A 14,673-nucleotide genomic window follows, 5' to 3' on the forward strand; every position below is an offset into this window, starting at 1 on the left:
ACACCCACAGCTACAGCGTAGTGGGCGCCAGCACCGGAACCTATGGCAGCTTTAGCGTGGACGCGAGCGGCCAGTGGACTTACCAACTCGACAATGTCGCAGCGCAATCTTTGAAGACCGGCGATGTACGCACTGAAACCTATACGGTTCAGGTCAGCGATGGCAAGGGTGGCACCGATAGCAAGACGGTCACCATCACCATCAACGGCACCAACGATGTGCCGACACTGGGTGCAAGCACTTCTGCGGTGACGGAAGACAAGGATGTGGTCAACGGCAAGCTGTCCGTTGATGGCGCGGTCACGATTACCGATGACGATACCGGCGAAAGCAGCTTCCAGGCCGACGCGGTCTTCAATGGTGCAGGTGCGCCGTTGGGCACGCTGGTATTCAATACCGACGGCACCTATAGCTACTCGGTGGACAACAGTCTGGTCCAGTACCTCAAGACTGGCGAGTCGGTCATTGAGACCTACACGGTCACCAGCAAGGACGGCTCGGCCACGACGACCATCACGATCACCATCAACGGTACTGACGACGGCGCGGTGATTGCACCAAGCAAGCCCGGCGATGACGCAGGCCAGGTGAAGGAAGATGTGACGTTGTCCGCCAGCGGCAAGCTCGATGTGACCGATCCAGATGAGGATCAGGCCGAGTTCACGCCGGTGGCTGCGCACGCGGGGCAGTACGGTGACTTCAGCATCGACAAGAACGGCAACTGGACGTTTGACCTGAACAATGGCAATGTCACGGTGCAGGCCTTGGGCGTGGGTGAACATCTCACCGACACCTTTACGGTCACCACCATTGACGGCACGACGGCGCAAGTCACGATCACTATCGATGGCACGAACGACAAGCCCGTTCTGTCGGGAGCCTTGACGGGCGCTGTGACCGAAGACGGCACGCAGTCGGCCATGGGTCAGCTGAGCACCACCGATGTGGATATCAATGACACCCACAGCTACAGCGTGGTGGGCAGTGCCACGGGCACCTATGGCAGCTTTAGCGTGGACGCGAGCGGCCAATGGACTTACCAACTCGACAATGCCGCAGCGCAATCTTTGAAGGCTGGCGATGTGCGTACCGAAACCTATACGGTCCAGGTCAGCGATGGCAAGGGTGGCACCGACAGCAAGACGGTCACCATCACCATCAACGGCACCAACGATGTGCCGACGCTGGGCGCGAGCGCTTCTGCGGTAACGGAAGACAAGGATGTGGTCAACGGCAAGCTGTCCGTGGATGGCACGGTCACGATTACCGATGACGATACCGGCGAAAGCAGCTTCCAGCCCGACGCGGTCTTCAATGGTGCAGGTGCGCCGTTGGGGACGCTGGTATTCAATACCGACGGCAGCTATAGCTACTCGGTGGACAACAGTCTGGTCCAGTACCTCAAGACTGGCGAGTCGGTCGTTGAAACCTATACCGTTACCAGCAAGGACGGCTCGGCCACGACGACCATTACGATCACCATCCACGGCACCAACGATGTGCCGACACTGGGTGCAAGTGCTTCTGCCGTGACGGAAGACAAGGATGTGGTCGACGGCAAGCTGTCCGTGGATGGCACAGTCACGATTACCGATGACGATACCGGGGAAAGCAGCTTCCAGGCGGGCGCGGTCTTCAATGGCGCGGGAGCGCCATTGGGTACGCTGGTATTTAACACCGATGGCACTTATAGCTACTCGGTCGACAACAGTCTGGTTCAGTATCTGAAGGACGGTGAAACGGTTGTTGAAACCTATACGGTCACCAGCAAGGACGGCTCGGCAACGACAACCATCACGATCACCATCCACGGCACCAACGATGTGCCAACACTGGGTGCAAGTGCTTCTGCCGTGACGGAAGACAAGGATGTGGTCGACGGTCAGTTGGTCACTTCGGGCACGGTCACGATCAGCGATGACGATACCGGTGAGAACAGCTTCCAGGCGGACGCGGTCTTCAATGGCGCGGGTGCACCGCTGGGCACGTTGGTATTTAACCCCGATGGCACCTATAGCTACTCGGTGGACAACAGCCTGGTGCAGTACCTCAAGACCGGTGAATCGGTCGTTGAGACCTATACGGTCACCAGCAAGGATGGCTCGGCCACGACCACCATCACGATCACCATCAATGGTGCCGATGATGGTGCGATCATCACCGGCAACGACACCGCAAACCTGAAGGAAGACGTCAAGACGGATGCCAGCGGCACGCTGGTGGCCACCGGCGCTGATGCCGGACAGCCTCAATTCATCGAGCAGCGTGACGTGCCGGTCAAGTACGGCGCCTTCACCATTACCAACGACGGCAACTGGAATTACCGTCTGAACAACAACGACCCGGTCATTCAGAGCCTGGGCGAAGGCCAGCAACTGACGGAAACCGTCACCGTGCGCACGGCCGATGGCACGCTGGCCGAGATCAAGGTGACCATTACCGGCACCAATGACATGCCGCAGCTCAGTCAGGCGGACAAGTCGATCACCGAGAACCCGAACGCGGCAGGCGGCGTCCTGACGGCGGTCGGCACGCTGACCATTTCCGATGCAGATGCGGGTGAAGCACAGTTCCAGTCGGGCGCGGTGCTGAGCAAGGTCGAAGGCCAGTTCCTGGCGGCCAATACCGCGCTGGGCACACTGACCTTTAATGCCGATGGTTCGTACAGCTACTCGGTGGACAACAGCAAGGTTGCCTACCTGAAGAGTGGCGAGTCGGTGGTGGAAACCTATACGGTCACCAGCTACGACGGGACGACCACCAGCACGATCGTCATCCGGATCCATGGCCAGGACTCGGGCGCCGTGGTCAGTCCGGCCACGCCCGGCTCCGACAAGGGCGTCGTCACCGAAGACGGCCAACTGGTCGCCGGTGGCAAGCTCGATGTGACGGACCCTGACGCCGGCGAGGCCGTCTTCGTTGCGCAAAGCAATGTCAGCACCACCTACGGTCAGTTCACCATCGGCACCGATGGCACCTGGACGTACACGCTCGACAATGCCAATACGGCCGTTCAGGCGCTGGGCGCGGGTCAGACCCTGACCGAAACCCGTGAGGTGGTGACGGCCGACGGCACCAAGGCCAATGTCGTCATCACCATCAACGGCACCAACGACGTGCCGGTCATCAGTGGCGCGGCCACGGGTGTGGTCACCGAAGATGGCACGACTGCCATCGCAGGCCAACTGACCAGGACCGATGTCGATGCCACCGACACGCACACCTGGTCGGTCAGCAACAGCGGCCAGGGCCAATACGGCGCCTTCACGGTCGATGCGACGGGCCGGTGGAGCTATGTGCTGGACAACGCCAGCTCACAGGTACAGGCGCTGGCCGCAGGCCAGCAGGTGACGGACACGATCGATGTCTCCGTGAACGATGGCAAGGGCGGTGTCGCGACCCAGCTCGTGACCATCACCATCAACGGCACCAATGACAAGCCGACGATCAGCGGCGTGGTCACGGGCGCGGTCCAGGAAGATGTCCTGCTGACCACCAGTGGTCAGTTGACCAAGGCCGATGTCGATCTCAACGACGTGCACACATGGTCCGTGAACAATGCAGGCAAGGGCCAATACGGTACGTTCACGGTCGACGCAACGGGCAAGTGGACCTATGTGCTGGACAACGCCAGCAGCAAGGTGCAGGCGCTGACCGAAGGCAAGAAAGTGACCGACACCATCACGGTGACGGTCAATGACGGCAAGGGCGGTACTGCGAGCCAGACGATTGCGGTCGAAATCACGGGAACCAACGAAGCGCCGGTGCCGAAGGCGGTGTCGGGAACGGGCCCGGAAGACAATATCGTCGCCATTGCTTTGCTCGCCACGGATGCCGACGGTACGGTGGTCAGCTTCCAGCTCACCAGCCTGCCTGTCAATGGCACGCTCTACAAGGATGCGGCCGGCACGCAGGTGCTGAGCCTGCAGGACGTTCTTGCCGCCACCGGCAATGGTGCGACGATCTACTTCAAGCCCAATGATGACTGGAGCGGCACGACCACCTTCAACTACAACGCCAAGGACAACCTGGGGCAGATTTCCACCAGCACCGCGACGGGAACGATCACGGTGACTCCCGTTGCCGAAGACCCGGTGGTGACGATCCAGGTGGGTTCTGGATCGACGCCGGTCACGACGGTGATCAATACTTCGACGGTCAACACCACCAGCTCCGGCCATACCGTGACGGCGACCAATGCCAGCGGCGGCGCTGCTAATGTCAGCGTCATCACGGGCACGAACCACGATGGCTTTGGTGTCTCTGGCACTGCGACGGGCAATACGGGTGCCGCCTCGGAGGAACTGGCGGGCAATGGCAGCTATTCCGAATCGCTGACGATTGCCTTCAATGTTCCGGTCACCAGGATCACCGTGCAGTTCGCCTGGCTGGCCAGCAGCGAGCAGGCGCGCTACAAGATGTACGACGAGGCCGGAAACCTCATCAAGACGGCCATTGTGCAGGGCAAGACCGATACGGTCGAGGAGCAGTTCTCGCTCACGGCGCCGGTGGGCACGACGATTGGCAGCATCGTGTTCGATGCGCCGCGCAACGGCGATGACTATCTGATCCACAAGGTGACCTACACCACGGCCACTACCTATCCGCTGACGATCACCGCAGACCCGCGCGATCTCGACTATTCGGAGTCCATCGTCAAGGTGGTCGTGGAAGTGCCCGCGGGGGTGACGCTGTCGGCGGGCACGCAGATCGATGCCACGCACTGGTCCTTGCCCTTGACGAGCAATGGTGGCTACTCGGTGAGTGTGGACCCCATCACCAACGCGGTCACGATCACGGGCCTGAACATGACCGTGCCGGAAAACGTGACGGTCAATGAAGTAAAGGTGGTCGCGACGGCCGCGGATGGCAGCAGCACGGCGACTGGCACCGATACCTTCCACAGTGTGCCGGTGGCCAATGACGACACCGCGACGGCCGTGTTGAGTTCAAAGAACGTGACTGCGGCATCGACGCAGACGACATTGGCGAATTTCTCCAGCAACGAGAGCAATGCATGGAAGTTTGACAGCAGCAACAACACCCGGGTGTACAAGACCAATGTGGAACTGTCGAGCGTTACGGTGCTCAAGGTTGACATGGGCAAATGGCTGGTCAGCAGGGTCGATGGCTCAACCTCTGACGCCACGAACAACGGAACTGCTTTGGTGCTGACGGACAACAACGGCAACCTCACTGGCGATGCGCGATTGGTGACGCCGATCTACACAGCCACCGCAGCGGGAACCACGCTGCAGTTCCAGGTGAAGTCCCTCAGCAATATGAGCAGCTCCAGCGATTTTGCAAATTGGGCGCTCTACAAGAGTACCGATGGCGGGACTACCTGGTCTGCGCAGCCAGCGCAAAGCGGCACGATTACAGGGGCAGGCACCATCACCACGAGCGCGCTCGAAGTCAATGCTACTTACCGCATTGCCTTGACCGTGCATGAAGGCAGCCACAGAAATACCGATGCCGCTGTCACTTTCGATGACTTCGTGGCCATCGTGCCCGGCGCGACCTCGATCCAGTGGTCTAGCTCGGCCATCACCGGCTCGGTCACGTCCAATGACAGCCTGGGTACCTTGGGCGAAACCTCGACACTGTCGGTCTTCAACGGCTCGACCTGGGTCAATGCGTCGACCGCTGGCACCACGGTGAACGGAGCCTATGGCACCTTGATTCTCAAGAGCGATGGTTCCTATACCTATACGCCGACGGCAAGCGCGGCCGGTGCGGGCAAGGTCGACCACTTCGAGTACAAGCTGACCCAGGCCGATGGCGATGCCGATACGGCCAATCTGGACATCAGCATCCATGCGACGGGACCGGGCGCTGCCCAGGCCTCGACTTTCGCAGGCATGGCGCTGTCGAGCACCGAGACCAGCGGCCATGAAGTGCACGGCACGGCGGGCAACGACACGCTGCTCGGCACCGACGAAGATGACCTGTTCGTCTGGCACCAGGGTGATGCCGGCACGACGGCACGCCCGGCGACCGATGTGGTCAAGAATTTTGGTACCGCGGGCAACGACGCGCTGGATCTGGCCGATCTGCTGCAGGGCGAGGAAACCAGCAGCGATCTGAGCAAGTTCCTGCATCTCGAGACCCGCACCGAGGCCGATGGAAAAACCATCGATACGCTGATCAAGGTCTCGACGGCTGGCACGCTGGATGCGGACGGCAATGGCTTCAACCAGCAGATTCTGCTCGAGGGCGTGAATCTGACGGGTTCCAGCCACGACCAGAACAGCATGATCAAGGACTTGATTGACCAGGGCAAGCTCAAGATAGACCAAAGCGGCAACTGATGCGAAGCGGCGCGGGGCGGTTGGATGACAACCGCCTTGTGGCGCCGCGCAGGCGAGGGCGTTGCGCCCAAGTGTCAATGCAATTCGTTACAGTAGCGTGCTATCCACGCCGCTGTTTCAGCATTTCTGCAGGCGCCCGGGCCCGAGAGCGGCAGGCGCATGCTTTTCATCGTGCCGTTTCATTGAGCCGTCTGCCTTGCCCTTCGCTGCCGTGCCCTTTGCGTCCATCGCGCAGGGCGTGGCTTGCCTATGGCGCTGCGGTCTGGGGGCTGGGCCTGCTGCACGCCGGGCGGAATGCGATTGCGCTGGACTTCGATGCGACGCGGCTGCAAACCAGCATGCAGTCGCGCTATGGCGCCAAGGGTGCTCAGGCGCTGCGCCAGTGGCTTGACATGCTGCAGCAGCAAGCCGGCAAGCCCTTGCCGCAGCAGTTGCCCGCCGTCAACCAGTTCTGGAACCGGGCGGTGGTGCAATCGGAGGACAGCGTGCTCTGGTCGCAGCCCGACTATTGGGCGACACCGCTGGAAACGCTGGGCCGGGGGGCGGGCGATTGCGAGGACTATGTGATCGGCAAGTATTTCTCGCTGCTGCGCCTGGGCGTGCGCGAGGAAAACTTGCGCCTGATCTATGTGCGCGCGCGCATGGGCGGGGTAGGCAGCACGCAAAGCGTGGCGCACATGGTGCTGGGCCACTACGCGACACCGGCGGCAGAGCCCCTGGTGCTCGACAGCATGGTGGACGCCATCCTGCCATCGAGCCAGCGCCGGGACCTGACGCCTGTGTTCAGCTTCAATGCGCAGGGCGTGTATGTTGCCGGCGCGCAGCCGTCGCCGGTGGATCGCATCACGCGCTGGAGCGATCTGCTGGCGCGCATGCGGCAGGAAGGATTTTTGCCATGAATCGCATGGTGTACGCGCGGGGCCGTTGGCGGCCAGGCGCACAGAGGGCTGCAAGATGTCGTTGTTGAAACAACTTTTGATTAGTGTGACCGTGGCCATTGTGGCGATCCTGATCGGCACGCTGGCGTTCAGCATCGGTGCTGCGCGTGCGTATCTCGACGGGCAGCTGCAGTCCGAAGGAGAGAACGCGGCATCGTCGCTCGCATTGACGCTGTCGCAACCGGCGAACCAGGACCCGGTCACGCGCGAGCTGCTGATGATGGCCTTGTTCGACAGCGGGCAGTTCCGGCTGATCCGCCTGACGTCGCCGCAGGGGCAGACGCTGTTCGAACGCAAGAGGGGGGCAGGCGATGGCGCGACGCCGTCCCGCGAGCGTACGCCGCCGTGGTTTGTTGCGGCCTTGCCGCTGCACCAGGCCACGGCCGAGCGCGTCATCAGCGATGGCTGGACCCAGGTCGGCCAGCTCACGCTCGAAGTCGAGGACAGCTACGCCCGCGAAGCCTTGTGGCGCAGCAGCGTGCGCATGGCCACGCTGGTCGTGGTGGCGGGCCTGGCCTGGGCGCTGTTCGTGGTGCTGCTGCTGCAGTGGTTTCGCAAAGTGCTGCAGCGCGAGATTGCGGCCCAGGTACAAGCGATCGATGCGGGCAGTGGAGCGCACGCCGCCGCCACGGACCGCTCCATCGTCGCCGAGCTGATGCCTGTCGTGCGGGCCATTGCCGATACGCGTGAACGCGTGCAGGCGACCTCGATGGAGCAGATGGCGCGCATTGAGTCGCTGGAACTCGAAGTCAATCGCGACCCCGGCACGCAGTTGCCCAACCGCAAGTACTTCGTCAATGAACTGCGCCGCGCCCTGAGCGGCGACGCCGGCCGGGTGGCGCATGGCTATGTGATGCTGTTTCGCCAATGGGACCTGTTGGCGCTCAATGCGCAGATGTCGCGCGCCAGCGCCGACGCCTGGCTCGCTTCGGTGGTCGAACATGTGGGCCAGGTGCTCACGGACCAAGCCGAAGGCGGGCCGCAGCTGGCGCGCCTGAATGGTTCGGACTTTGTCGTGCTCATGCCCGCGCTGGCCGGGCCGCAGGCCATGTCGCTGGTGCAGCAGATCCGCCAGGTGCTGCTGTCGATGCGCGTGCGGCTCGCGGGCGGGCAGTGGTGCCGCTGGAGTTTTGCGCTGACCGACTATTCGTCGTCGAGTTCGGTCACCGGCGTGCTCTCGCGCCTGGACTATGGGCTGATGCGCGCCGAAAGCTCGGGCCAGGCGGAAGTCGAGTTCGTGGCCTATGGCGATGACGAAGTCGTCTCGAACATGGCCGGCGAAACCCTGTGGCGACAGATGCTGATCGAGGCGCTCGAAGCGCCGGGCAGGCTGTCGCTGGCCGTGCAGCCACTGGTTCTTGGCAGCGCCGAGCGCACGCAGCTGCGCAGCGAAGCTTCGCTGACGCTGAGCGCGCCATCGGGCGAGACCTTGATGGGCTCGCTGTTCCTGCCGGTGGCCGTGCGCCTGGGCCTGTCGGCCGACTTCGATCTGCGCGCCGTGGCGCTGGGCCTGGTCTGGCTGGAGCAGCACGCGGATGCCGAACTGGTGGTGCGCATCTCCTTGCCGTCGCTGGCCCAGCCCGATTTTCTGGCGCGCCTGCGCGAAGCGCTGCAGACCGCGCCGGGCCTGCAGCGCCTGTGCCTGGAGCTCGATGCGCACGGCCTCGTCGCCTGCCCGCAGGAAGTCACCGAATTCTGCGGCGCCATGGCGCAGGCCGGTGCGGCCGTGGGGCTGCGCCGCCTGGACCAGCAGCCGATGGCGCTCGCGCACCTGCATGCCCTGGCGCTGCGCTATGTGAAGCTCGGTGGCGATTTCGCCGAGCAATCCTGGCAGAGCCCGGGGGCGCTGCATCTGCTGCAGGCCATGCTGCAGACGGCGGCCACGCTGGGCGTTCAGGTGGTGGTCACCGACTCCGTGAACGGCGAGACCTTGCGCATGCTGCATGCGCATGGGGTGCTGACGCCAGCAATTTGAGCGTGAGGCCAAAAAATTGCGGAGTTTTCTCGGGGCCCGGATTTGAGCTGCTATACTTGCGGCTTCAACGACAGGCGCGTAGCTCAGCTGGTTAGAGCACCACCTTGACATGGTGGGGGTCGTTGGTTCGAGTCCAATCGCGCCTACCAAATAACCATTGGTAAAAAAGCCTTTCAGATCCACGGTCTGAGAGGCTTTTTGCTTTTCGGCGGATGCTCGGCAGCGCGCTTTGCCGGACTTTGTCCCGGGCCGTCAGCGGCGTGGCGGCTGATCGAGATGGCGTGAAAAGCTGTTGATGGTGCCGTCGTACTTGAGCTTTACGCCGTCCAGGAAAAAGCTCGGAGTTCCCTTGACGTCGAAATCTTTGTAAGCCTGATCGGTCAAGCGCTGCAGCGCCCGCAGGCGGTCCGAATTCTTCATTGCGCGGTCGTAGGCCGCATGGTCCACGCCGGATTGCGCCGCTATTTCGCGCAACACCTTTTCCTTGTCCTTGGCGGCCAGGATTTCCGCACGTTTCGCGCGAAAACGCGCGAGCGTCGCATCCCTGCGCATCAGGCCGCCTGCATCCGCGATCAGCAAGATTGCGCCATCCAGGGCATTGTTCACGGTGGGGCGCACCGAGACCCTGAGCCGGCCACTGTCGACGTACCTGGATTTGATCAGAGGCAGCACCTGCTCTTCGAATCGAATGCAGGGCGGACAGGTTGGCGAGCTGTAGACAACCAGTGTGGAAGGCGCATTGCTGGCGCCCAGGAATCGATCTGGAACGCCATCAGGCTGCATCAGCGAGCCGGCAGATGCCGGGCCTGTCAGGCCAATGCACAGGGCAATGAAAAGGAGGACTCTGGTCTTCATGTTCTTCGTGGAAGCCCGGTATTTCCAGCCTCCGTTGCTTGGCACTCAAGGCTTGGTTTGATTGAAAGAGCAGGCCCCCTGCCGGTGGCCTGGAGCTGCTGCACCAGCGCTGGCGGATACTAGGACGGTCTTGCCGTTGCTGCCATCGGGGGCAACCCGATGGCAGTGGGTGCATCCGCGCGCCCTGGGCCTGGCGCAGGGCGTTCGTCTGGAGGCACTCTTGGGCAGGCCCCTTTCAATTCGGCCGGGTATCGGGCTGGTCGCCCGCTGCATCTGCCAACGCGATCTGCAGCGCACCGATGATCAGCGCCTGCATGCCGCGGGTGAATTCCACCTCCATCTCGGCTTCTTCCTGGGCCCGGTCCGCATCGACCAAGGGCTCCTGCGCTGCCACCGAATACACCGTGTCGGCGGCGGCAAAGCAGTGGAACGCCACCGTCGCCAGCAGCCACTGCGCGCGCTCCTGCGGGATGCCGTAGGCCTGCGCGATATGGCGCTGGTGCGATTGGATCTTCTCGATGACAGCCTCGGAAGCCGCCATGCGGCGCAGCATGTAGGGCGTCACGCCCGGATGCGCCTTGACGAATTCCTGTATCGAGGCGCTGAACACCGTCAGGTACTGCCTCAGCCCCTCTGGCTGGTTGCCCAGGGCTTGGGGAATGTGCCAGCGGCGGATGATTTCATCGGCCACCAGTTGCTTGAGTGCTTCCAGGCTGGCGACATGCTTGTACAGCGCCATGTGGCTCACGCCCAGCGCCGACGCCAGGCCGACAAACGTGATGTTGCGCAGCCCCAGCGCGATGCCCGCATCGGCAATGCGCGTGTGGGTGATGGAGGGCGGGCGGCCGCGTCCGCGGGCGGGCGGCGGTGGGGGTGATTCCATGTTCATTCCTTGGGGGATTCCGGCAGCGATTTAATTAGTTTAGTATGATGCAACTAATTCTGATTCTCAATGACGCATCGTGCCTTCGCTGTTTCTTCATTGCTCGCCATTCTGCGCGGTAACCGACCCTTTGGGTCTCTTGAAACCTTGCCTCCGCGCGCACAACGCGGACCTGGTTGCCCCATGAGCGCGCGCGGCGCCGCAGCGGCGCAACCCAGGGAGCCGGGCCCCATAGCCCGCGTGCTGTTGCCGATTCGCGGCCGGCTGATTGCCGCGGCGCTGCTGTCGGCCGTGGGCGCCGTGCTCACGCTGGTGCCGCTGGCTGGCATGGCGCATATCGCCGGCCTGGCGCTGGACGGCGCCAACGCACTGCCGGACATGCTCTGGCCCATCGTCACCATCAGCGTGGCCTGCCTGCTCGCGGGCATGGCGGCTCTCTCGGCCGGCGAACTGGTCGCGCACCTGGCCGACAACCAACTGACCCATGCGCTGCGCCACTCGGCAGCGCAGCGGCTGGCGCAGGTGCCGCTGGGCTGGTTCACGGGCCGCGCGTCGGGTGAGGTCAAGCAGGCCATGCAGGACGACATCGCCACGCTGCACGAGCTCACCGCGCATTTCTTCACCACGGCGGGGCGCGCCGCGGGGGCGGTGCTGGCCTGCGCGCTCTATCTGTTTGCCATGGACTGGCGCATGGCCATCGTGGCGCTGCTGCCGTTTCCCGCGTTCTTCGCGTTTTTTGGCCGCGCCGTGAAGCGCAGCGCGGCCAGCATGGGCGAACTCGCGGCGGGCATGGGCCGCATCAACAATGCGGTGGTCGAGTTCACGGGCGGCATGCCGGTGCTCAAGGCGTTTGGTGCGGCCGGCAAGGCGCATGGTGCCTACCGCGAGGCGGTCGATTCCTTCGCGCGCCTGTTCACCGATTTCACGCGCCCGCTGGTGGGCGCCATGGCAAATGCCAATGCAATGATCGCGCCCGTGGCGGTGCTGGGCGTGGTGCTGGTCGCGGGCACCGTGTTCGTCGCCCAGGGCTGGATGGCGCCGGTGGACCTGCTGGCGTTTGCGCTGGTCGCGCCGGGCATGTCTGCGCCGTTGCTGCTGCTGCACTATCTGACCCATGATCTCAATGCCGCCACGGGCGCGGCGCAGCGCGTGCATGCGCTGCTGCGCACGCCCGTGCTGGCCCGGCCCGCGCCTGCGCAGCGCCAGGTGCCGGACGGCGCCGAGGTGCGGTTCGAGCAGGTCGGCTATGCCTATGGCGGCCAGGACAATGTGCTTTCCGATATCAGCCTCACGCTGCGGCCCGGTACGGTGACCGCGATCGTCGGCGCTTCGGGCTCGGGCAAGTCGACGCTGGCGCGGCTGCTGCTGCGCTTCTTCGATCCCACGCAGGGGCGCATCACGCTGGGCGGCGTCGATCTGCGCCAGATGGAAAGCGCCGCGCTATACCAGCGCGTGGGCTTTGTGCTGCAGGAGGTGAGGCTGATCCATGCGAGCGTGCGCGAGAACATTGCGCTGGGCCGGCCTTCGGCGAGCCCGCAAGCCATCGAGGCGGCGGCGCGCGCCGCCAATATCCATGAGCGCATCCTGGGGCTGCCGCGCGGCTATGACTCGGTGGTCGGAGAGGACGCCCAGCTGTCGGGTGGCGAGCGCCAGCGCGTGAGCATCGCGCGCGCCGTGCTGCTCGACGCGCCCGTGCTGGTGCTCGACGAAGCCACGGCCGCGGCCGATGCCGAAAGCGAGCTGGCCATACAGGAAGCGCTGTCGCGCATGGCCCAGGGGCGCAGCCTGCTGGTGATTGCGCACCGGCTCGACACCATCGCGCATGCGGACCACATCATCGTGCTCGAAGGCGGGCGCATCTGCGAGCAGGGCAGCCATGCCGGGCTGCTGGCACGGGGCGGCCGCTATGCACGGCTGTGGGCATTGGGCGGCTATGCGCCGTCAGAGGAAGAGGCGGGTGCCGCATGCTGAAGACTTTCATCGAACTGCTGGGCGACGACGCGCGCGCGTGGCGCCGCTACGCCGCGCTGGCCGTGTCCTATGGCCTGGTCAGCGGGCTGACCATCGTCACGCTGGTGCCCATTCTTTCGCGCCTGCTCGCAGGTGACGCCGGTGGCGCGGCGTTCTGGCTGGTGCTGCTGGTGGTGGGCATGGCCGTCTGCTGGGCCTGGCGCCGGCAGGTGGAAAAGGCCGGTGTGGCCGTGGGCGTGGCCATTCTCAAGAGCGCGCGCCAGCGCGTGGGCGACCATGTCGCGCGCCTGCCCGTGGGCTGGTTCACGCCGGGCAATACGGCGCGGCTGTCCCATGTGCTGACGCAGGGCATGATGGCCCTGGCCCAGTTGCCCGCGCATGTGCTCACGCCCGTGATCAGCGGTGCCGTGACGCCGCTGGTGATCGCCGTGGCGCTGTTCGTGCTGCATTGGCCGCTGGGACTGATCGCGCTGGTGGCGCTGCCCTTGCTCGTGGGCGTGTCGCTGGCCGCGGCGCGGCTGGGGCGGCGCGCCGAGCAGGCCTACCACCAGCATTTCGCGCAGACCAGCCAGCGCATGGTCGAGTTCGCCCAGGCCCAGTCGGTGCTGCGCGCGTTCAACGGCGAAGGCGGCGGCACGCGCCTGCTGGAGCAGGCCATGGCGCAGCAGCGCCAGGCCGCAGCGCGGCTGATCTATCTGTCGTCGGCCGCGGCGGTGCTCAATGCCTGGACGGTGCAGGCGATCTTCGCGGCGCTGCTGGTCGCGGCCATGCTGTGGCTGCAGGCCGCACCCGACAGCGCGACGCTGATTGCCGCCGTCGTGGCGCTGCTGCTGGTCAACCGTTTCATCGACCCGCTGCTCGACGTCGCGAGCTATGGCGAAGTGCTGCGCGGCGCGCGCGGCCAGCTGGGCGCGGTGCGCGAGATCCTCGCGGCCAAGCCCCTGCCGGAGCCGGCCCGGCCGCAGGCAGCGCGCGATGCGTCGGTGGAGCTGCGCGATGTCGGCTTCCACTACGCCGCGGGCCAGGCCCCCGTGCTGCAGGGTGTGAATCTGCGCATCGCGCCGCGGAGCATGACGGCGCTGATCGGCACGTCCGGTTCGGGCAAGACCACGCTGGTGCGGCTGATCGCGCGCTTCTTCGATGTGCAGCAAGGCAGCGTGATGGTGGGCGGTGTCGATGTGCGCGAGATCAGCAGCGAGCAACTGGCGGCGCAGATCAGCCAGATCTTCCAGGACAGCGAACTGTTTGCCGGCAGCATTGCCGACAACATCCGCATGGGCCGGCCCGGGGCCAGCGAGGCGGAAGTGCTGCAGGCCGCGCACCAGGCCGGCGTGGCCGAGATCATCGCGCGTCTGCCGCAGGGCATCGATACCCCCGTGGGCGAGGGCGGGGCGCGGCTGTCGGGCGGCGAGCGCCAGCGCGTGGCGATTGCACGCGCGCTGATCAAGCGCGCGCCCATCCTGCTGGTCGACGAAGCCACGGCGGCGCTCGACGCCGAGAACCAGGCCGTCATCGCCCAGGCGCTGGCGCGGCTGCGCGGCCAGTGCACGCTGATCGTGATTGCCCACCAGCTGTCGACCGTGGCCATGGCCGACCATATCGTGGTGCTCGATGGCGGCCGGGTCTGCGAGCAGGGTAGGCCCGCGGAACTGGCGGCCGCAGGCGGGCGCTATGCGCGCTTCCTCGCACAGCGCCGCGCCGCCAAGGGCTGGCGCCTCGCGCCGGCGCGCAGCTGATTTC

Annotated in this window: 7 protein-coding genes and 1 tRNA gene; 6 read left to right on the top strand and 2 right to left on the bottom strand. The window is 64.6% G+C overall.

Annotation, left to right across the window (positions count from 1 at the left end):
• Positions 1-20 precede the first annotated feature (20 nt).
• The 4 genes from GVL12_RS17280 (at position 21) to GVL12_RS17295 (ending at position 9,373) form a co-directional block, all read left to right on the top strand.
• On the top strand, positions 21-6,311 hold the full coding sequence (locus GVL12_RS17280; protein WP_235033896.1) for a VCBS domain-containing protein: 6,291 nt from the start codon (positions 21-23) through the stop codon (positions 6,309-6,311).
• A gap of 218 nt (positions 6,312-6,529) precedes the next feature.
• Positions 6,530-7,210: a transglutaminase-like cysteine peptidase gene (locus GVL12_RS26325; protein WP_235033897.1), complete on the top strand. Its 681-nt coding sequence runs from the start codon at positions 6,530-6,532 to the stop codon at positions 7,208-7,210.
• A 64-nt stretch (positions 7,211-7,274) separates the two neighbouring features.
• Positions 7,275-9,224, top strand: coding sequence for a LapD/MoxY N-terminal periplasmic domain-containing protein (locus tag GVL12_RS17290; protein WP_200843850.1), 1,950 nt, complete (start codon positions 7,275-7,277; stop codon positions 9,222-9,224).
• 72 nt (positions 9,225-9,296) lie between these two features.
• Positions 9,297-9,373 (top strand) — tRNA-Val (locus GVL12_RS17295).
• A gap of 103 nt (positions 9,374-9,476) precedes the next feature.
• Here the strand turns inward: GVL12_RS17295 and GVL12_RS17300 are convergent.
• Together GVL12_RS17300 and GVL12_RS17305 are read right to left on the bottom strand one after the other, a co-directional pair.
• On the bottom strand, positions 9,477-10,079 hold the full coding sequence (locus GVL12_RS17300; RefSeq protein WP_159916284.1) for a thioredoxin domain-containing protein: 603 nt from the start codon (positions 10,077-10,079) through the stop codon (positions 9,477-9,479).
• 235 nt (positions 10,080-10,314) lie between these two features.
• Entirely contained in the window at positions 10,315-10,962 is a 648-nt protein-coding gene (locus tag GVL12_RS17305) for a TetR/AcrR family transcriptional regulator (RefSeq protein WP_159916286.1), read from the bottom strand.
• Between the two features lie 183 nt (positions 10,963-11,145).
• Between GVL12_RS17305 and GVL12_RS17310 the strand changes: the two genes are divergently transcribed.
• Positions 11,146-12,933: an ABC transporter ATP-binding protein gene (locus tag GVL12_RS17310; RefSeq protein WP_159916288.1), complete on the top strand. Its 1,788-nt coding sequence runs from the start codon at positions 11,146-11,148 to the stop codon at positions 12,931-12,933.
• Positions 12,927-14,669: an ABC transporter ATP-binding protein gene (locus GVL12_RS17315; RefSeq protein WP_159916290.1), complete on the top strand. Its 1,743-nt coding sequence runs from the start codon at positions 12,927-12,929 to the stop codon at positions 14,667-14,669. Before GVL12_RS17310 ends, GVL12_RS17315 begins: the two co-directional genes overlap by 7 nt.
• Positions 14,670-14,673 lie beyond the last annotated feature (4 nt).

Origin of the sequence: Pantoea sp. 18069, from assembly GCF_902706035.1 — a bacterium.
Taxonomy (GTDB): Bacteria; Pseudomonadota; Gammaproteobacteria; order Burkholderiales; family Burkholderiaceae_C; genus Comamonas.